Annotated in this window: 21 protein-coding genes; 7 read left to right on the plus strand and 14 right to left on the minus strand. The window is 69.4% G+C overall.

The window, feature by feature from the left end; translation table 11 throughout:
* Positions 1 to 105: 105 nt before the first annotated feature.
* The 13 genes from ACOGXI_RS17455 to truA form a co-directional block, all read right to left on the minus strand.
* Entirely contained in the window at positions 106 to 3309 is a 3204-nt protein-coding gene (locus ACOGXI_RS17455) for a TonB-dependent receptor (protein WP_419940079.1), read from the minus strand.
* 141 nt (positions 3310 to 3450) lie between these two features.
* Positions 3451 to 4695: an ABC transporter permease gene (locus tag ACOGXI_RS17460; RefSeq protein ID WP_419940080.1), complete on the minus strand. Its 1245-nt coding sequence runs from the start codon at positions 4693 to 4695 to the stop codon at positions 3451 to 3453.
* Between the two features lie 53 nt (positions 4696 to 4748).
* Positions 4749 to 5981, minus strand: a complete 1233-nt coding sequence (locus tag ACOGXI_RS17465; protein ID WP_419940081.1) for an ABC transporter permease — start codon at positions 5979 to 5981, stop codon at positions 4749 to 4751.
* Positions 5982 to 6014: 33 nt separating this feature from the next.
* On the minus strand, positions 6015 to 7109 hold the full coding sequence (locus ACOGXI_RS17470; RefSeq protein ID WP_419940082.1) for an efflux RND transporter periplasmic adaptor subunit: 1095 nt from the start codon (positions 7107 to 7109) through the stop codon (positions 6015 to 6017).
* Between the two features lie 87 nt (positions 7110 to 7196).
* A complete protein-coding gene (locus tag ACOGXI_RS17475) occupies positions 7197 to 8813 on the minus strand; it encodes a bifunctional metallophosphatase/5'-nucleotidase (protein ID WP_419940083.1) in 1617 nt (538 codons plus the stop codon).
* A complete protein-coding gene (purF, locus tag ACOGXI_RS17480; protein ID WP_419940084.1) occupies positions 8813 to 10258 on the minus strand; it encodes an amidophosphoribosyltransferase in 1446 nt (481 codons plus the stop codon). The genes ACOGXI_RS17475 and purF overlap by 1 nt, the downstream gene beginning before the upstream one ends.
* Positions 10255 to 12561, minus strand: coding sequence for a phosphoribosylformylglycinamidine synthase subunit PurL (purL, locus tag ACOGXI_RS17485; protein ID WP_419940085.1), 2307 nt, complete (start codon positions 12559 to 12561; stop codon positions 10255 to 10257). Before purL ends, purF begins: the two co-directional genes overlap by 4 nt.
* The gene (purQ, locus tag ACOGXI_RS17490; protein ID WP_419940086.1) at positions 12558 to 13343 is read right to left on the minus strand and encodes a phosphoribosylformylglycinamidine synthase subunit PurQ; all 786 of its coding nucleotides are present in this window, start codon (positions 13341 to 13343) and stop codon (positions 12558 to 12560) included. Before purQ ends, purL begins: the two co-directional genes overlap by 4 nt.
* A gap of 16 nt (positions 13344 to 13359) precedes the next feature.
* Positions 13360 to 13617, minus strand: a complete 258-nt coding sequence (gene purS / locus ACOGXI_RS17495; RefSeq protein ID WP_419940087.1) for a phosphoribosylformylglycinamidine synthase subunit PurS — start codon at positions 13615 to 13617, stop codon at positions 13360 to 13362.
* Positions 13614 to 14567 carry a phosphoribosylaminoimidazolesuccinocarboxamide synthase gene (locus ACOGXI_RS17500; protein WP_419940088.1) on the minus strand — a complete coding sequence of 318 codons (954 nt, stop codon included), beginning with the start codon at positions 14565 to 14567 and terminating at the stop codon, positions 13614 to 13616. The genes purS and ACOGXI_RS17500 overlap by 4 nt, the downstream gene beginning before the upstream one ends.
* 55 nt (positions 14568 to 14622) lie before the next feature.
* A complete protein-coding gene (gene purB, locus ACOGXI_RS17505) occupies positions 14623 to 16053 on the minus strand; it encodes an adenylosuccinate lyase (RefSeq protein WP_419940089.1) in 1431 nt (476 codons plus the stop codon).
* Positions 16054 to 16154: 101 nt separating this feature from the next.
* A complete protein-coding gene (locus tag ACOGXI_RS17510) occupies positions 16155 to 17666 on the minus strand; it encodes a trypsin-like peptidase domain-containing protein (protein ID WP_419940090.1) in 1512 nt (503 codons plus the stop codon).
* Between the two features lie 72 nt (positions 17667 to 17738).
* Positions 17739 to 18551: a tRNA pseudouridine(38-40) synthase TruA gene (gene truA / locus ACOGXI_RS17515; RefSeq protein WP_419940091.1), complete on the minus strand. Its 813-nt coding sequence runs from the start codon at positions 18549 to 18551 to the stop codon at positions 17739 to 17741.
* A 247-nt stretch (positions 18552 to 18798) separates the two neighbouring features.
* Between truA and trpD the strand changes: the two genes are divergently transcribed.
* Positions 18799 to 19812 carry an anthranilate phosphoribosyltransferase gene (gene trpD / locus ACOGXI_RS17520; protein WP_419940092.1) on the plus strand — a complete coding sequence of 338 codons (1014 nt, stop codon included), beginning with the start codon at positions 18799 to 18801 and terminating at the stop codon, positions 19810 to 19812.
* Between the two features lie 146 nt (positions 19813 to 19958).
* Here the strand turns inward: trpD and lexA are convergent, their stop codons facing one another.
* Positions 19959 to 20567: a transcriptional repressor LexA gene (gene lexA, locus ACOGXI_RS17525; RefSeq protein ID WP_419940093.1), complete on the minus strand. Its 609-nt coding sequence runs from the start codon at positions 20565 to 20567 to the stop codon at positions 19959 to 19961.
* 174 nt (positions 20568 to 20741) lie between these two features.
* On the opposite strand from lexA, the gene trpC reads away from it, so the two are divergent.
* From trpC to ACOGXI_RS17555, 6 genes are all read left to right on the plus strand, one after another.
* The gene (gene trpC, locus ACOGXI_RS17530; protein ID WP_419940094.1) at positions 20742 to 21563 is read left to right on the plus strand and encodes an indole-3-glycerol phosphate synthase TrpC; all 822 of its coding nucleotides are present in this window, start codon (positions 20742 to 20744) and stop codon (positions 21561 to 21563) included.
* Positions 21564 to 21574: 11 nt separating this feature from the next.
* Positions 21575 to 22240, plus strand: coding sequence for a phosphoribosylanthranilate isomerase (locus ACOGXI_RS17535; RefSeq protein WP_419940095.1), 666 nt, complete (start codon positions 21575 to 21577; stop codon positions 22238 to 22240).
* On the plus strand, positions 22237 to 23457 hold the full coding sequence (gene trpB, locus ACOGXI_RS17540) for a tryptophan synthase subunit beta (protein WP_419940096.1): 1221 nt from the start codon (positions 22237 to 22239) through the stop codon (positions 23455 to 23457). The genes ACOGXI_RS17535 and trpB overlap by 4 nt, the downstream gene beginning before the upstream one ends.
* A gap of 2 nt (positions 23458 to 23459) precedes the next feature.
* A complete protein-coding gene (locus tag ACOGXI_RS17545; RefSeq protein WP_419940097.1) occupies positions 23460 to 23678 on the plus strand; it encodes a hypothetical protein in 219 nt (72 codons plus the stop codon).
* Positions 23679 to 23756: 78 nt separating this feature from the next.
* Positions 23757 to 24005 (plus strand): carboxymuconolactone decarboxylase family protein, encoded by a 249-nt coding sequence (locus ACOGXI_RS17550; protein WP_419940098.1) that lies wholly within the window; start codon positions 23757 to 23759, stop codon positions 24003 to 24005.
* Between the two features lie 11 nt (positions 24006 to 24016).
* Positions 24017 to 24709, plus strand: coding sequence for a VOC family protein (locus ACOGXI_RS17555; RefSeq protein WP_419940099.1), 693 nt, complete (start codon positions 24017 to 24019; stop codon positions 24707 to 24709).
* Positions 24710 to 25189: the final 480 nt, after the last annotated feature.

The raw sequence follows: 25189 nt of genomic DNA on the forward strand, positions 1-25189 counted from the left end.
AGCCGGATGCACGAAAGGGGGCCCGAAGGCCCCCTCTTTCGTGCTCGCCGCGGGAGTCGCCGCTCCCGCTTCCTGCCGCAGCTCCTACCGCAGCTTCCTACCGCATCAGAACGAGATCCGCGCCCCGAGCTGAAGCGCCCAGCGCGACAGGATGTTGTCGATCGAGTACACGTCCTCGATGTCGAGCACGCCGTTTTCGTCGAGGTCGCGCGGCGAGAAACGGACGACCGGCACGCCCGTCTCCGAGTCGTAGCGCCGGAAGGACAGGATGGTGGAGGTTCCGAACTGCGTGTAACGCTGCCGGCCCCACTCGGAGTTCAGGAAGTTTCCGAGGTTGATGAAGTCGAGCGTGACCTGGATGTTTCGGCTCCCCGGCCCGGGAAGCGGCACATCCTGCGCGATCCGCAGGTCGAGGCTGCGCACCCAGGGTTCGCGCGAAGAGTTCCGGCCCACGATCCCGCCGCGGTACTCGTCCAGCCCCGGGATGTCGCTCACGAACGCATCCCACGCGGCGAAGTCCATGCAGCCGCGGCAGTCCGTCTCGAAGATCGCGTCATCGGCATCGCCCGGCACGAAGGCCAGGTCGTTGAAGCGCCGCCCGTCGTTGTTCGCGTCCCCGAAGTAGGTCCAGCTGAAGGGCCGGCCCGCGCGGGCCTCGTAGAACGCCGTGATTGTCGTTCCGACGTTCTCGCTCCACTCGATGCGCTGCGAGAGCGAAGCGATGATCCGGTGCTTGATCTCGAAGTCCGCCGTTCCCTCGCCGGGGTTGTTCGGGTCGACGCCGATCTCGTTGTACTGGAAGTTCGAGATCGCGCGGCTGGACTGCCCGCTGTTCACGTCCGTGGCGTCCGTCCACGTGTAGGCGAGACTTCCGAACATGTTCGGAAGGAAGTCGCCGCCGAAGCGCTTCTGCAGCTGCGTCGTGAACTGGATCTGGCGGCCCTGGTTCGTGTTGTCGAGCAGGAAGACGCCGGGCGAGAACTCCCGGTCCACGGGGTCGTCGGCGAAGAGCACGCGACCATCGCTCGTCCTACCCTCCGGCCGGATGCTGAGATCCTGGTAGAGGATGTCGTTGACGTTCTTCGTGTAGATCCCCTCGACCGTGAACACGACGCCGTCGCGCAACTCGCGGTCGATCCCGATCGTGGTCCGCCAGGCCTGCGGGAACTTGAAGTCCGTGTCCGTGAGGTCGACTTCGGTCGTCGCGATCTCGGCGCCGGGTACCGGCACCGGGGTGGGGTCGCCCGTGAACGGCGGCGGGGTGCAGCCCCGCCACGGGGCGCAGTCGATGCGGATGAAGTCCATCCCGGTGTTCGAGTACTGGTTCGAGAGCCACACGAACGGGTTACGGCCCGTGAAGATGCCGGTTCCGCCCCGGATCTGCGTCCTCCGGTCCTCGTCCAGCGCGGCGTTGAACCCGAGCCGCGGCGACCACATGACATTGCCGCTCGGCACGTCGCTCGTATGCCGTCCGAAGGCGGCGTAGAAGCTTGGGTTCTCGAGCGGCGCATCGGGCATCGCCATGATGTCGGCGCGCAGCCCCAGCGTGATGTTGAAGCGGTCGCTCAGGTCGATCTGGTCCTGGCCATAGAAGCCGAACTGCATCGCGGACCACGCCGCCCGCGGGAACGGATCCGAGAGCCGTGAGATGGACGCCCGGTACCGGGTCGCCATCCCGTTGCGGAAGTTCTCGAGCGCGTTCTCGCCATCGAACTCCCACTGACCGTACGCGTCCTGGATGAAGAGGTTCGAGAACGAGTAGAATTCGTTGTGCGTCCCGAAGGTGAACGTGTGGTCGCCCCGGAAGAGCGTGAGGTCGTTGGTGATCTCGAACACGTCCTGGTCGAGCGCGTTCTGCTGCGAGAAGCGCTCGATCCCCATGGTCACGCTCTCGCTCTCGCCATCGTAGGGCTCGATGTCGACCTCCGGGAAGATCGCGAAGTCGGGGGTCCGCGCGTCGCGCTGACGCTGGTACGAGAGGCGGAGCATGTTGGCGGTGGAGGCGCCCAGCCGGCTGTCGAGCTGGATCACCGTGGAATTGGACACGGCGTCGAACGAATACCCCTGGCCGGGCAGTCCGATCTCGCTCGAGTGCCGGCTGATCCCCCGCTGCGAATTGGCGTTCACATGGTTGTGCCGCACGATGAGGTGGTTGCTGTCCGAGAGGTTGAAGTCCAGGCGTGCGAAGAACTTGAGGTCGTCCGTCTCCCGCTGGAGGCTCTCTTCGAAGCGCCCCGGGTCGTAGTTGTAGACGGAGTTCGCGATGTCGACGATGTCGTTGATCGTCCCCAGGTCGACATTGATCGTGTTCGTCTGGCTGCTCCCGAGGAGCCCGAGCGCCAGCGGGCGGCTCGACTGCTTGATCTCGCCGCTCGTGAAGAAGTGGATCTTGTCGCGCTGGATCGGCCCGCCCGCGCGGAATCCGGCCTGCAGTTCGCTGAAGTCGGTGAGCGGGTTGTCGTCGAGGTTGCCCGTGAAGCCCTGGTTCCGTCCGAAGGCGTAGCCGGAGGCGTCGAAGTCGTTCGTTCCCGAGCGCGTGACGACGTTGATCGAGCCGCCGGTGAAGCCGCCCTGCCGCACGTCGAAGGGCGCGATCGCGACCTGGAACTCCTGAACCGCGTCGAGCGAGATCGGCTGCGAGTTGGCCTGGCCGCCGGGGGTGCCGCTGGCCGGGAGTCCGAACACGTCGTTCAGGATCGCGCCATCGACGGAGATGTTGTTGAAGCGGTTGTTCTTCCCGCCGATGCTGATCCCGCCAATGTTCTCGCTGCTCCCGATGTTCGTGCCCAGCGCCTGTGGCGTGAGCCGCGCGAAGTCCTGAATGCTGCGGGCGATCGTCGGAAGGTTCTCGATCTCGCGCGTGGTCACGGTCTGCTGCGGCCCCGTGCGTCCGCTCGAAAGGATCGCGCCCCGTTCCGCCGTGACGGTGATTTCGCCCACCGCGACGGCCTCGACACCGAGCACGAAGTCGATGCGCCGGTTCTCTCCCAGCGCGAGGACGAGGGCGTCGGCCGACTCGTCCCCGAAACCGATGAGCGAAACGGCGATCGCGTAGGGTCCGCCGACCCGCATGCCCGGGATGTTGAAGCGGCCGTCCTCGCGGGTGAGCGTCGAGTACGACGTCCCGCTGGGGCCGTGCACCGCGGTGACCACGGCGCTCGCGAGCGGCGCGAGATCCTGCCCGGTTACGCGCCCGTTGACGGCGGCGGTCGTGACGCCCTGAGCGAGCGCCCCGGACGGCGCGAAGAGGCCGCCGAGCGCCGCAACGGCGGCGAACGCCGCGGCTCGTAGGGAGAGGTTGTATTTCATGGCATGCTCCTGCTTGAAAGAGGACGAATCCGGGCTCGGTGCGCCCGGGATCAAGCTACCCAAAATCACGCGCAACATCGCGTTCGAATGTAACGACGGCCCGCGGTTTGCGTAACGGGTGCAGAGCGCCGAACGGGCACGCTATTCGTACCTCAGCGACTCCACCGGATCGAGCCGGGCCGCCTTGCGGGCCGGGAGGATCCCCGCCACCAGACCGATGGCCATGAGGATCCCCGCGCACACCGCCGCGATGGGGATGGAGAGCTTGGGGTTCACGATGTACTGCATGGCCGGATCGTCGATCGGCATCGCATCGACGCCGGTCACGAGGAGCGCCGCGATGCCGAGCCCCGCGAGACCCCCGCCGACGGCGATGAGGATCGCTTCGAAGAGGAACTGGCTCACGATGTGCCGTTTCCTCGCGCCGACGGCGAGCTTGACGCCGATCTCCCGCGTCCGTTCACGCACCACGACATACATGATGTTCGCGACTCCGACTCCGGCCACGATCAGGGTGAAGGCGCCCACCAGTCCAAGGAAAATCTGGATCCCGAGGCCGATCTGGCCCACGATCTTTTCGTCCTCGATGAAGTCCCAGATCGCAAGCGCCCGTTCGTCCGCCGCCGCGAACCGGTACCGGCCGCCCAGCACCCGGTACAACTCCTGCTTGGCGATCGGCGCGTCCCTCACGTCACGCGGCCGCAGGAGCAGGTGGTTCACGAACTCCTGCCCGTAGATGCTCCGGAACGTGGAGGCCGGTATCACGGCCCGGTCCTCGTCCGGCCCGTTGTTGCTCGAGTCCTGGAACTTCGACTCCATCACGCCGATCACGCGGAACGGAAGTCCGTCCAGCGTCACCGTGCGCCCCACGGGCGGCGCATCGCCGAACAGGCGTTGGGCGATGCCGTCTCCGAGGAACAGTACGCGCCGCTTCTCGTCGATGTCGCGCTGGTTGATGAACCGGCCGCCCGGAGCGGGGAACATGCGCCGCAACTCGGAGAAGACCGGGTTCACGCCCTCCATGTAGGTCGTCGTCTGGTTCTCCCCCACCTTCAGGTACGTCCGGCCCCGGCCGTAGGAGGGACTGCCCATCTCGAACTCCGGCACCGCGCGCAGAAGCAGGTCGAGATCTTCCTCCCGCAGCCGGATCCGCCGTCCCTTCGACAGCCCTTCGTGCTCCACGCTCGTCTGGCCGCCGTAGACCATGAAGATGCGTTCGCCGGCGTTGAGCAGCCCCGCCGAGAACTGGTTCCGGAGCCCCTGGCCGAACGCGAGCAGGAGCACGATCGAGATCGTCCCCCACACCACGGCGAAGATCGTGAGGAAGGCGCGGGTCTTCTGGGCCCGCAGGTCGCCGAGGAACTCTTCAAGGAGGATTTTCCACATGAGTCAGACCGTTGGCGGAGGGAGGGCCGCCGACCGCCCGTCGGCGAACCCGGCTAGTCGCGCAGACATTCGACGGGGTCGAGCGCCGCGGCGCGGCGGGCGGGGAAGAACCCGGCCAGCATCGCGATGAACGCGAGCAGCGCCATGGTCACCGCGGCCACCTGCAGCGAGATCGTCGGCGTCCCGACGAACTCCTGCATCGGGACCAGCGACATGAGTTTCACGATTCCGAGGGAGACGACGACGCCGAGCGCCGCGCCCGCGACCACGATGAGCATGCTCTCGGTGAGGAACTGCCACATGATGGAGCGCCGGGTGGCGCCGAGCGAGCGCTTGATCCCGATCTCGTCAGTCCGCTCGCGCACCACGATGTACATGATGTTCGCGACCCCGATCCCGCCCACGCTGAGCGTGAAGCTGCCGACGATCGCGAAGAAGATCTTGAACCCGAGGAAGAGGAACCCGAACATCCGTTCCCACTCGGCCGTGTCCCACACGCCCAGCGCGTCGTCATCCCCGGGGTTGAAGCGGTATTTCACTCCAAGGACCTCGTAGACCCGCGCCTCCACGGCCTCCGTCCGCGCCGCGTCCGCGGTCCGGTAGACGAGGTTGGAGACGAAGCGCGAGCCGAACAGGGCCGCGTGCGTGCCGGCCGGGATGAACACGCGGTCTTCGTCCCGCGAGTTGTACGACGAGTTCTGGATCTTGGGCTGGAGCACGCCGATCACGGTGAAGGGCGAATCGCCGATTCGGACCTGCTCGCCGACGGGGTCCGCGTCCCCGAACAGGACGCGGGCGACTTCGTCGCCGAGAAACACGACGCGTCGCCGCTCCCGCTGGTCCCGCTCGTTGATGAAGCGGCCGCCCGGGAGCGGGAAGATGTTCCGCATCTCGCCGTAGATGGGGTAGATGCCGGTGATGTTCGGGTTCACTCCGTTGCGGCCGTAGCGGACGGGCGCCGCCCGCGTCGAGTACTCCGGGCTGATCATCGTGATGTCGGGGATCCGCCGGGCGAGAATCTCCGCGTCCGCCTCCCGCAGCCGGATCGACCGCCCCTCCCGGAACCCGGCGTGAGGCATCGTCGTGCGTCCGCCGAAGAGGATGACGATCCGGTCGCCCAGCCCGTGAAACCGCTTGATCGTCTGCCGCTCGAGCCCCACGGAGAAGGCGAGCAGCACGACGACCGCCACGGTGCCCCAGGTGATGCCGAGCACCGTGAGCGTGGTCCGGACGCGCTGGGCCGACAGATCGGCCCACAACTGGCGCGCAGCGTCGAGCAATCTCACCGGTCGCCGGCCTCGCCCGCCGTCATTCGGCGGCTACGTGATCTCGCGTCGCGGGGGCTCCAGCACGCGCTCGCCCTCCGCCAGCCCGTCCAGCACCTCGACGCTGATGCCGTCGCTCAGTCCGGTGCGGATCTCGCGTTCCTCCGTCTCCTCGGGTCCCAGCCGAACCGTGACGAGCGTGCGCTCGTCTTCGAACCGGACCAGGCGCTCGGGGATGACCAGCACGTCCGAACGGCGCTCGATGATCACGTGCGCGTTGGCGGAATAGCCCGCCCGCAGCGCCGCGCCGTCCACCGGAACCACCGCGATCTCGACCGGGAAGAGCGTCGCGTTCTCTTCGTCGCGGCCCTTGAGCGAGATCTTCGTCAGCCGGCCCTCGATGCGCGCGTCCGGGAGCGCGCCGATCGTGATCTCCACCGGCATGCCCTCGGCCAGCCGCCCCACGTCGATCTCATCCACCGTGCCGCGGAAGAGCAGTTCGTCCATCTCCGCCATCGTCATGAGGGCGGTCCCTTCCTGGAACGTCGTCAGCGGGACGACGGGATCGCCGATCTCGACCATCTTCTCGAGGATGAAGCCCTGGATCGGGGAGGTGATGACCGTCTCGACGGCTTCGTCGCCGATGGTCACGCGGCCCTCGGAGAGGAGGGCCAGCCGTTCCGTCGCCATCTGGACCTGGAGCGAAGCCTCGTCGAACTGCCGGGCCACGGTCTCGTACTCCTCCTCGGACACGAAGCCGCGGCCGCGCAGCGCGGAGAGCCGGTCGCGCTGTCTCACGAGTTGCTGGAGTTCGATGTCCCGGAGTTCCACGTTGCGCCGGGCCTCGACGAGTTCGATCGGGGTGGGGTTGGGCTGGACCTCGACGAGGGGCTGGCCGCGCCGGACGTACTCGCCGGGCTCCTTGAACATCCGGCGTACGACGCCCGCGAGCTGCGACTTCACGCTCACTTCGACCAGCGGCTCGATGCGTCCCACGGCGAGCGCCCGGTCCACGATCTCGCCGCGCTCCACGGCCACGGTGCCGGTCTCGCCATCTTCGCTGCCCCCGGCGCTCGATACCGCGAACGCCGTCGCTCCGAGCCCGCCGATCACCACCGTGCAGGCCAGTATCTTCGTGCCTCGCTTCATGCGAACCCGCACTCCTCCGCCGGGATTGAAACAGGTCGGCCGTCCGCCCCGTCGGCCGCGGGGCGGGGACGGCCCTACGCGTGGGCCCTACGGAGAGCGACCGGCGTCGGGTTTCGTGCGAGACTCGATCCAGCGGGGGGCGCGTGGGATGGGGAAGGGTTGCGGCTGTGCCTCCAGATAGGCGACGAGCGCCTCCAGGTCGGCGACTTCCGTGGGGTCGATGACTTCGGCTTCGGCGAATGTGGCGTAGCCGCCGCCCCCGGTCGCGATGAAGTCGTTGGCCGTGATCAGATAGCGGTCCTCGGGCCTGAGCGGCGAGCCGTCATCGAGCGTCACGTCGAGAATCCGCTCGCCATCGGGCGCGGCCGGGTCGTAGCGGACGACGATGCCGCTCGCGTGCAGGTCCACCTCCCCGTCGCGCACGGAGTATTCGAGCGTCCGCAAGAGCTGCGCGCCGGTCATCGTGTGGCGGACCAGCATGTTGTTGAAGGGTTGAAGTTCGAAGAGGTCGGCGAAGGTGACCGGCCCGGCGGGCAGGGACCGGCGGATGCCGCCGTTGTTCATGAGAGCGACATCGGCCGCGCTCGCGTGCCGCTGCGCGTCGGCCACGATGCGGCCGAGCGGGAAGTCGCCGTCTCGCGGGGCGGGAAGCGCCTCGGGGAGCTCCACGATGACGCGGTCGACGAGGGCCGCGATGTCCACGCTGTAGGAGGCGACGAGCCGCTCGACGTCCGGATCCGGCGCGACCTCGTCTGCCCACACCTGTCGAATGCCGAGGCGGTGCGCGCTTACGGCCCCTTCCGCGCTCCGGTCGATGCGTCCGAGTCCGTACGCCGTCGTGTTCGAGTACGACTGGATGACGGGAACGCCCCGAATCTCGGTCTCCACGCGCGAGTGCGTATGTCCCGTGACCGCGTAATCGAAGCGTTCCGTCGCCGCGGCCAGCGCGTCCATGGCCGGGCCCCGGCACGCGGGGTCCGCCGCATCCCCCGCCGCACCGACGTTGCAGAAGGCGCCTTCGTGCATGACCGCGACGACGAAGTCCGCGCCGGCCGCCCGCACCTCCGGGATGTAGCGGTCGAGCGCGTCGGAAATCGGCCGGAAGTCGAAGTCCGCCACGAGCGAGGGCCGGGCGACGACCGGCGTGGACGGCGTCGTCATGCCGATGAAGCCGACCCGGACGCCGTCCCTCTCGATGATCGTCCACGGCCGGACCCACTCCGGGTGCCGGCCGGTGTCCTTGAGATAGATGTTCGCGCCGAGCATGGCGAAGTCCGCATCGGCCACGCGCTCCACGAGGATCTCGACGCCCCAGTCGAACTCGTGGTTCCCGATCGCGGCGGCGTCGTAGCCGATCCCGTTCATCGCTTCGATCGTCGAGCGCCCGTCCGTGAAGTTCGAGATCGGCGTGCCCTGCATGATGTCGCCGCCGGAGACGACGAAGAGGGGGCACTCGGGCGTCGCGGAGCGCTCCCGCGCCACGTAGGCCGCGAGCGCGGCGGATCCGCCGACCGGGCGTCCGTTCGACCAGCTCTGTGCCGCCGGCAGCAGCCGCCCGTGCGTGTCGTTCGTGGAGAAGATCAGCGCGCAGGCCTCCGGGTCCGCGGGAGCGCACGCCGCCGACGCCGTGATGACGGCGCAGAGCAGAGCGGGGAGGTAAGCGGGGAGAGCCGACCGGCAACGGGTGGCGGAGTGACGCGGCATCAGACCGTCTGCAACGTCTTCAACCGGTCCATGTCCACGAGGGGCGCGGCGTAGTTGCCGGTCCAGCAGGCGTCGCAGAACGGACCGTGATCCGCAACCGCGTCGCGCATGCCCTCCATGCTGAGATAGCCGAGCGAATCGACCTTCAGATGCTGCCGGATCTCCTCGACCGTATGGCTGGAGCCGATGAGTTCCTCTTTCGTGGGCATGTCGATGCCGTAGTAGCAGGGGGAACGCACCGGCGGGGAAGCGACCCGGAAATGCACCTCCCGCGCCCCCGAGTCCCGCAGGAGCCGGACGAGGCCGCTGCTCGTCGTACCGCGGACGAGCGAATCGTCCACGACGACGATGCGCTTGTCGTCGACGAGTTCGCGCACGGGGTTGTACTTCACCCGCACCTTGAAATCGCGCCCCGTCTGCGTCGGATGGATGAAGGTCCGGCCCACGTAGTGGTTGCGGATGAGCGCGAGCTCGAACGGGAGGCCGCTGACCTCCGAGTACCCGAGCGCCGCCGAGTTCGACGAGTCCGGCACCGCGAACACGCAATCGGCGTCGGCCGGGTGCTCGCGGGCGAGCTGGCGGCCGAACGCCCGCCGCGCCTCGTCCACGCTGCACCCCCACACGCGCGAATCGGGACGCGCGAAGTACACGAGTTCGAACAGGCAGGCGCTGGGCTCGGCGGGAGGCAGCGGCCGGAGCGATTCCACGTGGCCGTCGCGGACCTTCAGCACTTCGCCCGGTTCCACATCGCGCACGTAGGCGGCCCCGATGATGTCGAGGGCGCACGTCTCGGATGCGAAGACGACGGCTTCGCCCCGCCTGCCCATCACCATGGGCCGGAAGCCTCGCGCATCGCGTGTCGCGTACACCGTGTCGCCGATGCAGAGGAGGAGGGAGAAGGCGCCGACCAGCTGCGAGAGGGCGTCGTCGATCTTGCCGTCCAGGTCGCGGTGCCGGGAGCGGGCGATGAGGTGGACGACGACCTCCGAATCCGCGTCCGTCTGGAAGATCGAGCCGTCGCGGGCGAGCGACCGCTTGAGCTGGTGCGCGTTCGTCAGGTTGCCGTTGTGCGCGAGGGCGAGCGGCTTGTCCTCGTACTGCACGAGGAGCGGCTGCGCGTTGCGGAGGCTGGATCCCCCCGCCGTCGAATAGCGGACGTGCCCGATGGAGAGCGACCCCTCGAGGGCGCCGAGCACCTCGTCGTCGAAGACGTCCGCCACGAGGCCCATGCCCTTGTGGACCCTCGACCTGCCGGACTCGTCGACCGTGACGATCCCGGCGGACTCCTGCCCCCGGTGCTGCAGCGCGTACATCGAGAGAAACGCGAGTTCGGCGGCGGCGCCCGAGCCGCTGACCGCCACGATGCCGCACTCCTCGCGCGGCTTGTCCAGCTCGAACGCTCCGTCCGCCGCGCCCGCGACGCCATTCGTCGGGAGTTTCCTCATGACGTGAGTCCCGCCTCCTCGCTCATGCGGCGCGGGATCGCCTCTTCGTAGATCCGCGCCAGCTCGACGGCCGGCGGGGCGATCGCGTGGCCGGCGCCGGTCAGCCGGCACGGGCTGTCCGGCCCGTCCACGGCGCCCACGCGCGCCACGGGCACGCCGTGACGCCGCCCGTGCAAGGCGATCCGCTCGCCCTCGCCGGGCCGGCACGTCAGCACGACGCGCGAGTGCGATTCGCCGAACCAGCGTCCCGCGGCCAACACGTTCGCCCCGGCGGGCGCCGCGTCGAGATCGACCGTGCAGCCGAGCGGCCCGCCCGCCGCCCGCACCGCGCACTCCGCAAGCGCGACCGCCAGCCCGCCGTCCGAGCCATCGTGCGCCGACGCGAACGCCCCGTCCGCCGCTCCCTCGACGAGAAAGTCGACGAGGGCCGCCGCCTCATTCAGGTCCAGAGCCGGCGGCAGGCCGGCGACGACGCCGTGGCAGGCGGCGAGATACTCGGACCCTCCGATCTCATCGCGGGTGACGCCCGCGACCCAGATCTCGTCCCCTTCGCGCTGGAACGCCGAGGGGACGCGCCGCTCGAGGTCCTCGATCACGCCCAGCATGCCGATGACCGGCGTGGGATAGACCGGCTGGCCCCCGGTCTCGTTGTAGAGCGAGACGTTGCCGCCGGTGACCGGCGTGCGCAGCGCCCGGCACGCTTCTCCCATCCCCTCGACGGCCCCGGCGAGCTGGAAGTACACCTCCGGCCGCAGCGGGCTGCCGAAGTTCAGGCAGTTCGTCACGGCGAGCGGGCGCGCCCCGGAGCAGGCCACGTTGCGCGCCGCCTCGGCGACCGCCGCCCGGCCCCCGGTTTGCGGGTCGAGCCACGTGTGCCGCCCGTTCCCGTCCGTGGAGGCCGCGAGCGCGCGCCCCTCCGCGGGCAGTCGCAGCACGGCCGCGTCGGAGCCCGGTCCCTCGAGCGTGTTCGTCTGCACCGTGGTGTCGTACTGCTCGTAAATCCAGCGCCGCGAGGCGATGGAAGGGGCGTCGAGCAGCGTCCGCAGCGCCGCGTCCACGTCTCGGTCCGCACCGAAGGAAGCGTACGCGGCGAGGTCGGCGGACCGGGCTTCGGCCACGGCCGGGCTCATGACGCCCTCGCGCACGTACGTCGGACAATCGTCCACGAGCGGCTTCACCGGGATCTCGACGCGCACGACGCCGTCTTCGCGCACCCGGAACATCCCGTCGTCCGTCACCTGCCCGATCGTCGCCGCCTGCAGGTCCCAGCGCTCGAGCACCTCGCGCACCGCCTCCTCGTGCTCGGGCTTCGCGACGAGGAGCATCCGCTCCTGCGACTCCGAGAGCAGCATCTCGTACGGCGTCATCCCCTCCTCCCGGACGGGGAGGTACGTCACGTCGATATCGATGCCGGAACCCGAGCGCGCCGCCATCTCCGTCCCGCTCGAGGTCAGGCCCGCCGCCCCCATGTCCTGGATGCCGACGAGGAGGTCCCGCTCGATGAGTTCGAGGCTCGCCTCGAGGAGGAGTTTCTCGGTGAACGGGTCGCCCACCTGCACCTGCGGGCGGCTGTCCACCGCCTCCTCGTCGAGTTCCTCCGATGCGAAGGTCGCGCCGTGGATCCCGTCCCGCCCCGTGCGGGCGCCGACCGCCATCACCGGGTTGCCCACGCCTTCCGCCTCCCCCCGGATGAGGCGCTCGAGCGGGAGGACCCCGATGCACATCACGTTGATGAGCGGGTTTCTCTCGTAGGCCGGGTCGAAGATCGCCTCGCCTCCCACCGTGGGTACGCCGACGCAGTTCCCGTAGTCGCCCACGCCGCGCACGACCCCATCGAAGAGGTAGCGCGATTGCGGCGAGTCGAGCGATCCGAAGTGGAGGCTGTCGAAGATGGCGATCGGCCGCGCCCCCATCGTGAACACGTCGCGCAGGATCCCGCCCGACCCTGTCGCCGCGCCCTGGTAGGGTTCGACGGCCGATGGGTGGTTGTGGGATTCGATCTTGAACGCGACGCCCCATCCGCCGCCCACGTCGATGACGCCGGCGTTCTCCCCCGGACCCTGAACGACGGCGGCGCTCTCCGTGGGCAGTGTGCGGAGCAGGGGCCGCGAGTTCTTGTACCCGCAGTGCTCCGACCACATGGCGCTGAACACGCCGAGTTCCGTGAAGGTGGGTTCCCGCCCCATGAAACCGAGGATCTGCTCCCACTCCTCCGGACTCAGCCCGTGCTCCGAGACGAGCGCGGCGCTGATGACGGGATCGCCCGGCCGGGCCTCCACGCGTTCGAGCGAGGTCCGGGTCATGACGACACCCCCGCCCCCGCCACGGCTCCGGCCGCGAATTCCGCCGCTTCCGCCGCCGGATGGTCGGGATGGTCGCTTCGGCGTCCCCTCCCGCGGGAGACGGCCGCGAGCAGCGACTGGAACACGCCGAGTCCGTCCGTGCTGCCGAGCACCGACAGCGAATGTCGCTCCGGGTGCGGCATGAGCCCGAGGACGTTCCCCGCCGCGTTCATGATTCCCGCGATGTTGCGAGCCGAGCCGTTCGGGTTCGCGGCGTCCGTCGCCTGCCCGCGCCGGTCGACATAGCGGAACACGACCAGGTCCTCCGCCTCGAGTTCGTCGAGCGTCGGGGCTTCCGCGACGAACTGGCCTTCGCCGTGCGCGATCGGGATGTGGAGCAGGTCGCCCTCGGCGTAGGCCGATGTGAACGGCGTCGCGGCGTTCTCCACGCGGAGCCCGACGTCATGGCAGCGGAAGCGCAGGTTCCGGTTCCGGACGAGGGCCCCCGGCAGGAGGTGCGCCTCGCACAGCACCTGGAATCCGTTGCAGATCCCGAGCGTGAGCCCTCCGGCGCGCGCAAAGTCGATCACTTCGCCCATGATCGGGCTGAAGCGGGCGATCGCTCCCGCCCTCAGGTAGTCCCCGTAGGAGAACCCGCCCGGCAGCACGACGACATCCACGCCCTCGAGGTCCGTGGACTTGTGCCACAGGTAGGTGGCGCGCTCTCCCAGCCCCTCCGTCACGGCCCGGTACACGTCCGCGTCGCAGTTCGAGCCCGGGAACCGCACGATGCCTATCTTCATCCCCGCCTTCATCCGTTTACCCCTCCCGCACGCGCACGACGTAGTGTTCGATGATCGGGTTCGCGATCAGTTGTTCGCACATCTTCTCCGCGGACGCCCTGGCGGCCTCCGGCCCGTCGGCTTCGACCTCGAGGCGGATCAGCCTCCCGGCGCGCACGGAGTGGACGCCCTCGTACCCGAGGTTTCCGAGCGCCCGGCGGATCGTCTCTCCCGCCGGATCGAGGATCCCCTCGCGCGGCGTGACCCGGACATCCACGGACCAGACCCGGCTCATGAGGACGCCTCGTAGAGTTCGTGGCCCGCGATGCGGCGGAAGGCCTCGAGATAGCGCTCCGAAGTCGTGCGGATGACCTCCTCCGGGAGCGCCGGCGCCGGCGGCGTCTTGTCCCATTCCCCGCGCCCGACGATCTCCTGCAGGTGGTCACGCACCGGCTGCTTGTCGAGCGAAGGCTGGCCGCCTCCGATCCGGTACGAATCGGCGGGCCAGAAGCGGGACGAGTCGGGGGTCATCACCTCGTCGATGAGGATGATCCGCCCGTCGACCCCGCGTCCGAACTCGTACTTCGTATCGGCCAGGATGATGCCGCGCTCGCGGAGCGTGTCCCGGCCGGCGGCGTAGAGCGCGAGGCTGATGTCGCGCAGTTCCGTCGCGAGTTCCGTCCCCACGATGTCGCACATCTGCGCGAAGGTGATGTTCTCGTCGTGAAGCCCTTCCTCGGCCTTCGTGGAGGGCGAGAAGATCGGCTCCGGGTATGCCTCCGACTCCCGCAGGCCCTCGGGGAGGGGTTCGCCCGCCAGCGTCCCGTGGCGGCTGTACTCCTTCCACGCGGAGCCGGAGATGAAGCCCCGCACGATGCACTCGACGGGCAGGGGCCGCGCCTTCTCGACCAGCATGGCGCGATGTCCCAGGCTGGCGGCGGTGCCGGCGAGTTCAGGCGCCGCCTCGGCGATGGCCGCCGGGTCGCTCGCGACGCGGTGGTTGCTGACGATGTCCGTCGTCCGGTCGAACCAGAACGCGGAGAGCTGGGTGAGCACGGCCCCCTTGTGAGGGATCGGGTTCGGGATCACGCAGTCGAAGGCGCTGATGCGATCGCTGGCGACCATCAGGATCCGGTCGCCGAGGTCGTACATCGAGCGCACCTTCCCCTTGCGGAGAAGCGGCAGCGGCAAGTCGATCTCATGGAGTGCGGCCGGCGGGTTCCCGCCGAGCGTGGTCTGGGTCATGGCGTCCTTTCGAGTGTCGCTGGTGCGGGTCCGATCGCGTTCCCGCGGGAACGCCTCATACGCGGACCTCCTCGGCGGGCCGCGGCGCGTCCGCGGCCTCGAACAGCGGGTCGATCCTTGTGGTCAGGAAGCGCTCCACCTGGCGGGCGGAGCGGCCGACGAGCCGGTGCGGGTCGGCCAGCGCGCGGAGATCCTCCATGCCGAGCCCGAAGGCGTCATCGGCGGCGATGCGCGCGAAAAAGTCGTTGTCCTCCGCGCCCTCGTCGAGCCGTTCGCGCGCGGCGAGCGCGTGTCCCCGCACCCGTTCGTGCAGGTCCTGCCGGTCGCCGCCCCCCCGCACGCCCGCAATGAGGATCTCTTCGGTGACCATGAAGGGGAGGGCCCGACCCAGCCGGCGCGCCACGACGGCCGGGTGAACGACGAGCCCCGCGCTCACGTTGCGGGCGAGAATGAGGAGCGCGTCCGCCGACAGGTAGCCCTCGGGGAGCGAGATGCGGCGGTTCGCGGAGTCGTCGAGCGTGCGCTCGAACCACTGGACGGAGGCGGTCCACGAGGCGTCGAGTTCCAGCGTGCAGAGGTGCCGCGCCAGCGCGCAGATCCGCTCGCTCCGCATCGGGTTGCGCTTGTACGGCATCGCCGACGAGCCGATCTGCTGCTTCCCGAACGGCTCCTCGATCTCGCCGAAGGCCTGCAGGATCCGGATGTCGTGCCCGAAGCGGGCCGTCGAGGCGCCGATGCCGGCGAGCGCCGCGAGCGCCCGGTGGTCGACCTTCCGCGGGTACGTCTGACCGATCACATCGTACGTGCCGGCGAAGCCGAAGCGCGCCGCGAGCCGCTCGTTGAGCCGGTCCACCTTCTCGCCGTCCCCGTCGAACAGTTCGAGGAACGTCGCCTCCGTCCCCGTCGTTCCCCGGGCTCCCCGGAAGCGGAGTTCCGCCCGCACGGCTTCGATCTGCTCGAGGTCGAAGAGGAGATCCTGGAGCCAGAGGCAGGCGCGCTTCCCGATCGTCACGGGTTGGGCCGGCTGGAGGTGCGTGTAGCCGAGCGTGGGCTCGGCGGCCTGCTCGCGCGCGAAGGCCGCGAGATCCTCGATCGTGCCCAGCAGCCGGTCGCGCACGATGTCGAGACCCTGCCGGTGCTGGATGAGGCCGTGATTGTCGCCCACGAAGGCGCTCGTCGCGCCGAGGTGGATGTACTTGCGGGCCTCCGGGGCGACCTCGCCGAAGTGATGCACGTGCGCCATCACATCGTGACGGAGGTCGCGCTCGATCACCGCGATCCGGTCGAGGTCGATCTGCTCCCGCGCCGCGTGCATCGCCACGATGGCGTCGTTGGGAATCTCGACGCCGAGCGCGCGTTCCTCCTCGGCGAGCGCAATCCACAGGTCGCGCCAGACGAGCGCCTGCATGCGAGGGGAGAAGATCGCCGCCATCTCGCTCGAGGCGTAGCGGTCGATGAGAGGATGTGGGTAGTGACGTTCCGCCATCAGGCGCGTAGTCCGGATCCAGCGGCCCACCCGGGGCGACCTCGGTCGCCGTAAGGTCGCAGTCTAGCCTCTCGGCGTCCCGCGCAAAAGTCCCGGAGGGGTCAGCGGACGCGGAAAGGCTGGAGGTATCCGATCTCCGTCCCGCGCGCGATGTAGAGTTGCACCGAGCTGTCGCGGGACCGCGCGTAGTAGTCGAAGAGTTCGCCCGCGTCCTCGGCGGAGCGCACCTCGTTGCGGTTGATGCTGAGGATGACGTCGCCCTCTCGGAGCCTCGTCCCGCGAGCTTCCTCCCCGACGGAGGCGATGAGCGCGCCGGCGTCGACCCGCAGGTTGAGTTCCTGCTGGATCTGCGGCGTGACCGTGATCAGCCGGAGTCCCGCGAGGACTTCGATCCGCTCGGCCCGCCCCGTGGGTACCTCGTCCAGCCGGAATCGCGCCTGTAGTTCACGTCCCCCTCGGTGGAAGGTCACGTCCACCGTCGATCCCACTCCGGCGTCCACCAGTCCCACCTGCCAGTCGAGATCGTGATTGATGACGCGCCCGTTGAGCGTCACGATCTCGTCCCCCGCCCGCAGTCCGGCCGCGTCGGCCGGCGTGCCCTCCAGGACCTCGACGACGAGCGGCCGGCCGAAGACGGACTCGGGGTCGGGCCGGTCGGTGAGCACCTGAAGTCCCGCCCATGGCCGGCGCACGCGCCCGAACTGGAGGAGTTCCGAGGCGACGACGAGCGCCCGGTCGATGGGGATCGCGAAGCCCATCCCCTCCGATCCCCCGGAGCGCGAGAAGATCGAACTGTTCACGCCGATGACGTCGCCTTCCGCGTTTGCGAGCGGGCCGCCCGAGTTGCCCGGGTTGATCGACGCGTCGGTCTGGATCATGTCGGCGTAGAGCACCTCCTGGCCGCCCGCCGCCTGGATGTCGCGCCCGACGCCGCTGACGACTCCCGAGGTGACGGTCGCCTCGGTGTTGCGGAGGGCGTAGCCCGACGGATTCCCCAGCGCCACCGCGGGCTCCCCGATGAGAAGATTCGAGGAGGTGCCCAGCGGAGCCGCCGGCACCCGGTCGGGAGGAACCCTTACGACGGCGAGGTCGGTGAGTTCGTCGAAGCCGACCACTTCGGCCTCGAACCGCTGCCCGTCGCGGTCCACGACCTCGATTCGGTCCGCCCCGCTCACGACGTGTGCGTTGGTGATGATGGTGCCCGCGTCGTCGATGGCGAACCCGGAACCGAGGCCGGCCTCGACCCGGGAACGGCCGCGCCGGTTGAAGAAGCGGTCGAACATGTCCTGCGACTGAACCGCCCGCTCCGTCCGAAGGCTGACGACGGAGGGGAGCACGCGGACCGCGGCGATCACCGTGGGCGTCCGCCGGGCCCCGGAGATCTCGGCCACCGACTGGGGAGCGGTCCGGTTCGCGGGATCCGCGGGGTCCGCCAGCGACGTGCGGGCAAACCGGTTGTTCGCAGGCCGGCTCTCCTCCGGCTGCGGAGGCCCGTTCCCCAGTGTGGTGACGAGCGCCCCCACTCCGAGGCCGGCAAAGATCAGGACCGTGGCCGCGACGACCACGCGGGCGGCCGACACCAGCATTCTCCTGATCCGATTTTCCTCGTTCATCTTCCCTCGCTCATGGACCCCGCTACCCCGCATACGATAACTGTACGCCGAACCACCCCGCAGGGTTCACGTTCAATGCCCGCGGGCGGGGAGCCACGGGATCCCGGGGCCGGAATTCCATTCGCCGCCGTAGCGCACCCCCGTCAGGTAGAGTCCGCCGGGCGGGGCGGGGAAGACGGCCCGAGTCCCGGCCTCTCCCGCCAACAGTTGCTCGAAGTCTTCGAACGGTCGGCGCCCCGCGGCGATCTCCACGGAAGTCCCCACCAGGTAGCGCACCATGTGGTGGAGGAAGCGGTCGGCGACGATCTCGAAGAAGAGGAAGGGAGGACGATCGAAGCACCAGGCGGCGCTCGCGACGCGGCATCGCGTCCCCCGCCGGGGCTGCCCGGCGCGGGCGAACCGGTCGAACGACCGTTCCCCGGGGATGGCCGCCGCCAGCCGGGCGAGCGCGTCGCGGTCGAGCGGCCGCTGCGGGATCCAGGCGCGGTCGCGCAGGAACGGCCGCCTCCGGCCGCCCTCCGCGATCACGTATCGATAACGGCGCCCCTCGGCGTTGAAGCGCGGATGGAAATCGGCCGCCGCGTGACTCACTTTCCGCACGGTGATGTCGCCGGGAAGAGTGGCCCCCAGCGCCCGGGCCAGTGCCTCCGGGCTCCAGGCGGGGGGCGGGCCGAACGCGATTTCCTGCGCCGTCGCGTGAACCCCCGCGTCGGTGCGGCCGGCGAGGTCGACTCGGACAGGCCCATCGAAGAGTTTTCCGAGCCTTTCCTCCACCTCGCGCTGGACGGTGCGCACTCCGGGCTGTAGTTGGGATCCGTGGAACGAGGTCCCATCGTACTCGATCGTGGCCCGGAAACGGGCCGGCGGGGCCGTGGAATCCGACATGCGCGAAGATTAGCGACTTCCGGGCGGCGAGGGGAAACCGACGAGGGGAGACCAGTGTGGTGTCGCAGAAGTCCGCGAGCCACCGAGAGCGTCGAGGCGCCGAGTACTGCAAGGCGCTCCGACGAGGAATAGCTCTGCTATCTCGCATAGCAGAGCTATTGCGAGGAGGAGCAACGCCGCAGGGGCGGATGCATCGGCGCTCGAATGGCCGTGGGATTTCCGCGGCACCACACCAGGAGGCATCGAGGTGACGAACACGATCCGGCGCGTCCTCTCCGGGGAAACCCTGGATGCGGCGACCGCCGAAGCCACGTTCGACCGCTTCATGAGCGGCGAGGCCACGCAGGCGGAGATGGCCGCGCTCCTTGCGGCGCTCAGGATGCGCGGCGCAACGCCGGCCGAGGTGGCCGGGGGGGTCCGCGCGCTGCGGAAGGCCATGATCCCGCTTGCCCTCGATGACGATCGCATCATCGACACCTGCGGCACGGGCGGCGGCACGCTGACCACGTTCAACATCTCGACCGCCGCCGCCATCGTCGCCGCGGCCGGCGGCGTCCGCATCGCGAAACACGGAAACCGTTCGTTCACCTCCAAGTGTGGCAGCGCCGACGTGCTCGAGATGCTCGGCATCCCCATCGAGCTTCCTCCGGAAGATGCGAAGCGGATGTTCGAGGCGACCGGGTTCGTGTTCATGTTCGCGCCGGCCCACCACCCGGCCATGCGGCACGTGGGCCCGGTGCGCGCGGCACTCGGCGTGACCACGATCATGAACCTGCTCGGACCGCTCGCGAACCCGGCGGGCGTGCGCCGGCAGATCGTCGGCGTCGCCCACCGGGACGTTCAGCGCCTCGTCGCGGACGCCCTCCTCGAACTCGGCCACGTGCGCGCGCTCGTCGTCCACGGCGAGCCCGGCATGGACGAGTTGAGTCCGCTCGGCCCGACGCGGATCTTCCGCGTCGAGAACGGGACGCTGTCCGAATTCGAGGTTGCGCCGTCCGACTTCGGCTGGCCGGAATACGCGCCCGCCGATCTGGCCGGAGCCGAGCCGGAGGAGAACGCGGAGCGGGTCCGGCGCGTCATCGGCGGCGGCGAGGCCGGGGCCGGCCGCGCGGCCGTCGTGCTCAACGCCGCGGCCGCCTTCTGGGTTGCGGGCGCCGTGGACACCCTGGCCGCCGGCGTCGCCGCTGCCGAGCAATCCATCGATTCGGGTGCCGCAGAAGCGCAACTTCAATCCCTGCAATCGTTTCAACCGAAAACGTGACTCTTGTTGTGCCGGCGTGTGTGCCGGCGACGGGAACCTCCGCCCCGACGGTTGTTGTGGGAGGTGGGTGGCCGTCGGGACGGGAACTCTCGGGGAGTCGAGAGCGGTCCTCCGTCAGTTGCGCTGAGATGCCGCGTTCCGGGCGTTCAGTAGCGCCGGATCACTCCGATCACCACGCCCTGGACCGTGACCTGCGATGGGTGCAGGTATAACGGCGTGAGCGCCGGATTCGCGGGCTGAAGCCGAACCTGCCCGTGCTCCAGGTAGATCTTCTTCATGGTGGCGTTCTCGCCGTCGACGAGCGCGATCACCATCTCGCCGTTGTGCGCCGTCTCCCGCGACTGGACGATGACGTAGTCTCCGTCGCGGATCTGTTCGTCGATCATCGAGTCGCCGCGGACTCGCAGCACGTAGTGTTCGCTCAGGGAACCGGAGATCATGTCTTCGGGAACGGAGACCGTCTCCTGCTCCTCGATGACCTCTATGGGCTGGCCGGCCGCCACGTTGCCGTACAGCCGCAGTTCGACCGCGGCGACCTGGAGTTTTCCCTCCACCAGTTCGACCGACCGGCTTTCGTTGTAGTTTTTTCGTATATACCCCTTCGCCTGCAGGTTCTCGAGATGTTCATGGACCGTCGCGAGCGAGCGGTAGCCGAACTCCTCCGCGATCTCCTCGAAGCTCGGGGAATACCCGCGGAACCGTATGAAGCCCTCGAGGAAGTCCAGCATTTCGCGCTGTCGCTTGGTTAGCGCCATCGTTTCTCCCTCCGCTCGTGCTTCCGCGTTTGCGCGGCCCGCCGCAGACCCTTGCCGCGGACCGAATATTGTCCGAAGCTACCCGAATACGCACCGAAACGCAAGCTTCCGCGCGAACCGTCGCGACGGCCGGGGGTTTTGCGGCGGAATACCGACGGTCGCAGCTTGGCGCCCATGGCAACTCACACGATTCTTGAAGAGATCCTCGCGGCGAAGCGGGAAGAGGTCGCGCGACTCCAGTTGTTCCGGAGCGCGATCCGCGGCCAGGCGGAGGAAGCCGCGCCCCCGCGCGGTTTCGAGGCGTCTCTGCGGCGGCCCGGAGAAGTCTCCGTCGTCGCGGAGTTCAAGCGCCGCTCTCCCTCCGCCGGCGACATCAACCCGTACGCCCAGGCGGCGGGCGTGGCGAGCGTGTACGCCTCCGCGGGGGCGGCCGCGATCTCGGTCCTCACGGATGAACGCCATTTCGGCGGCTCGCTGGACGATCTCAGGTCGGCGAAGGACGCCGTGGGGGTCCCCGTTCTGCGCAAGGACTTCACGCTGGATTCCGTCCAGTTGTACGAGGCGCGGGCCGCCGGCGCGGATGCGATCCTGCTCATCGTGCGCGCGCTCGGCGACGCCCGGCTGCGGGAACTGCTCGAACTCGCGGCCGACCTCGGCCTCGCGGCACTCGTGGAGGCGCACGACGAGGAAGAGATGGAGCGGGCGCTCGAAGCCGGGGCCCGGATCATCGGCGTGAACGCGCGGGATCTCGCGACCTTCAAGGTGGACCTCGAGCGCTCGCTGAACCTGATCGCGGAGCTCCCGGCGGACGTCGTGGCCGTGGCGGAGAGCGGGATCCGGTCCGCGGAGGACGCGGCGGCGGCGGGCTCCGCGGGGGCCGACGCGGTTCTGGTCGGCGGCTGGCTGATGGCGGGCGATCCCTCGGCGGGGGTGGAGGCGCTCGTCGGCCATCCCAAGCGCCCCCGCAGCGCTCCAATGCCCCGGGGCGCGCCGTGAACGAGGTTCGGGTGAAGATCTGCGGCCTCAGGGATCCGCGGCACGCCGCCGCGGCTTCACGAGCGGGCGCGGACTACATCGGCGTGGTGTTCGCCGGCCGCGTGCGGGAGGTCACGGCCGAGGAGGCCGGCGCGGTCGTGGCCGCGTTCGAGGGCGGCACGCGGGCCGTGGGCGTGTTCCTGGACGCGAGCCCGGCGGAGATCCTCCGGACCCGGGACGCCGCGGGGCTCCACGTCGCCCAGCTCGCCGGCGCGGAGCCGCCCGACGTCTGCGATCGCCTGGGGGATGAGGGGCTGGGCGTGTGGAAGGGCCTCCGGCCCACGTCGAGCGACGCGCTGATCCGCGCGTGGGACGAGTACCGCGAGGCGGCGGACGCGATCCTCGTGGAGGGGTTCTCGCCGCGCGGACCCGGAGGTACCGGGACCGCCTTCCCGTACGAGTGGTTGTCGGAACTCGCGCGGGAGGGGTGTGCGCTCGCGCTCGCGGGCGGGCTGGAGGCGGCTACCGTGGCGCGCGCGATCCGCGACGCGCGCCCCGATATCGTCGATGTCTCCTCGGGCGTCGAGCGGGCCCCGGGGGAGAAGTCGATCGACCTCATCCTCGAATTCCTGACGGCCGCGCGGGGGGCGACGAACCCCGTGCCGCGCCCGGCCTCCCTCCCCGCCGAGGCGCGATGAGCAGCACGGCTCCCGGCTGGTTCGGCGACTTCGGCGGGCAGTTCGTGCCCGAGACGCTGATCCCGGCGCTCGACGAACTGACCGCGGCCTGGGCCGAGGCCCGCGACGATCCCGCCTTCGGGGAGGCTCTCGAGGCCAGCCTCGCGCACTACGTGGGACGGCCCACGCCGCTCTACCGGGCGCCGCGCCTGGGGGCGGATCTCGGGCTCGACCTCTGGCTGAAGCGCGAGGATCTCAACCACACGGGCGCCCACAAGATCAACAACACGATCGGCCAGGCCCTGCTCGCGAAGCGGATGAACAAGGCCCGGATCATCGCGGAGACCGGCGCGGGCCAGCACGGCGTGGCCACGGCCACCGCCTGCGCGGCGCTCGACTTCGAGTGCGCCGTCTACATGGGCGAGGAGGACATGCGCAGGCAGGCGCTCAACGTCGAGCGCATGGAGATGCTCGGAGCCGAGGTCATCCCGGTCTCGAGCGGGAGCCGGACGCTCAAGGACGCGACGAACGAGGCGATCCGCGACTGGGTCACGAACGTGGACACGACGCACTACATCATCGGCTCCGTCGTCGGCCCGGCGCCCTATCCGGCGCTCGTTCGGGACTTTCAGCGCGTCATCGGCGACGAGACGGTCCGGCAACTCGACGAGCACGGCGTGCGGCCGGACGCCGTCTTCGCGTGCGTCGGCGGCGGCTCCAACGCGATCGGCATCTTCACGCCGTTCATCGAGCGCAACCGCGACGTTCCGGCGGAGGCGCGCATCGCCCTCGTCGGGGTGGAGGCGGCGGGGCACGGCGTCGAGACCGGCCGGCACTCCGCGTCGCTCACGGCGGGCGAGCCCGGGGTTCTCCACGGCAACTACAGCTACCTGCTCCAGGACGAAGACGGCCAGGTGATTCCCGCCCATTCCGTCTCCGCCGGCCTCGACTATCCCGGCGTCGGGCCGGAGCACTCGTGGCTCAAGGAGACCGGACAGGTCCGCTACGAATCGGTGACGGACGAGGAGGCCCTCTCGGCCTTCCAGGATCTCTGCCGGCTCGAGGGGCTGATCCCCGCGCTCGAGAGCGCCCACGCGCTGGCGGGTCTGCGACGGGAAGCCGCGCGCTGGGCCGGGAACCGCGTCGTGATCTGCTTGAGCGGGCGGGGCGACAAGGATGTGGAGGAAGTCGCCCGCATCCTGGCGGCCGATCGCGAACCCGGCTCCGGCGCGCGCTGACCGTGGCCTTCATCGACTATCCGGATCCGGCGGGGATCCCCGAGGAGGACCGCGTCGCGGACGACGACAACATCATCCGCATTCACGGCGTCCACAGTCGCGTCATCCGGCTCCACTACGATCTCTACCGCGAACTCATGTACGGGCCGGGTCCCCTTTCCCGGATTCAGCGGGAGATGATCGCGGTCGCCGTGTCGGGGCTCAACGCCTGCCGCTACTGAATTGTCCATCACGGAGAGGGTCTCCGTCGTCTGCTCGAAGTCGCCGGCGCCGGCCGTTCCAGCGAGGAGAACGAACGCTTGATCGCCGCCCTCGCGACGGACCATGCGACGGCCGAACTGGACGATGAGGACCGGGCGATGCTCGACTACGCCGCGCGACTGACGCTCGCGCCCGGCAGTGTGAACGAGTCGGATGTCGACAGGTTGAAGGCGCACGGTTTCGATGATCGCGCGATCCACGATATCTGCGCGGTCACGGCCTACTATGCGTTCGTGAACCGGATCGCCGACGGACTCGGCGTCGAACTCGAAGACGAGGGAGGCTGACGGAATTGGCCATGCTTCCGCCGACACCGCCGGCGAGCGGACCGGGTGCCCAGAGCGACCCGGACGCCCAGGCCGTTCCGGCGAATCTCGACCATCTGCTGTTGGGGACCGCCGACCTCGAGGAAGGGGTCGCGTGGGTGGCCGACCGGCTCGGCGTCGAAGCCGCGTTCGGCGGGCGTCATGCGAACCTCGGCACCGCGAACTACCTCCTCTCGCTCGGGGGCGACATCTATCTCGAGATCCTCGGTCCGGACCCCGACGCGCCTCCCCGTGAAGCCCCGCTCCCGTTCGGGATCGAAGGACTCGACGAGCCCAGACTCGTCGCATGGGCGGCCCGGGGAACGGATCTCGAGGCGCTCGTCGCGCGGGCATCGGGCCGGGGCGTGTCGCTCGGGCCGGTGCGGCCCGGCTCCCGGCTGCGGCCGGACGGCACCGAACTGCGCTGGGAGATCACGGCCTTCACCGCCTTCCTCCACGACGGTCTCGTACCTTTCTTCATCGACTGGGGAGCGACGCCGCACCCGGCCCGCGCCACGCCGGCGGGCGGGCGGCTGATCTCGTTCCGGGCCGAACACCCGGACCCCTCCGCAGTACGATCCACCCTCGATGCGCTGGACCTGGCGCTCGAAGTGGACGAGGGGCCGGAGCCCGCCCTCGTGGCGCGGATCCGCACTCTCGGTGGCGACGAAGTGGCGTTGCGCTAGAGTTTTGGGGGCGCAATTTCACGGGACGTGCGGGACAGACATGTCTTCAGGTTCGAGGCGATATTCGTGAGACTTGCGAGTGGCACTGATCGAGCAGGGGGGTGGAACGGACGGCCAGAGCGGGAGCACGCGATGGTCCAACGGCTGGCAGAGGCGGGAGTGGTGAGGGCCGCGCGGATGCTCTCAGCGATGCTTGCGCTGGTGTTCCCAGGAACGCTCGCTGGCCAAGTAGCAGGGGAGTGGAGGGTAGAGACCGAGACGGACCCTATGACCGATGCACGGGAGGCGTCCGTCAAGCATGCGCGCGCCGATGAGGAGAGCGGCCAGCAGTATGGTATCATCTCCTATAGCTGCTCTTCGGCCACGAATGACGACGGGCAGCCGACCTCGGATAGTGTTTACCTAGGAGCCTGCGCCGCAGGAGCGCGGCGGAAGCGATCGGATGCCGCCCGCGGGGTCCCGCGAGCCGAAGTATCGGTC

Source organism: Candidatus Palauibacter sp. (assembly GCF_965208055.1).
Lineage (GTDB): Bacteria > Gemmatimonadota > Gemmatimonadetes > Palauibacterales > Palauibacteraceae > Palauibacter.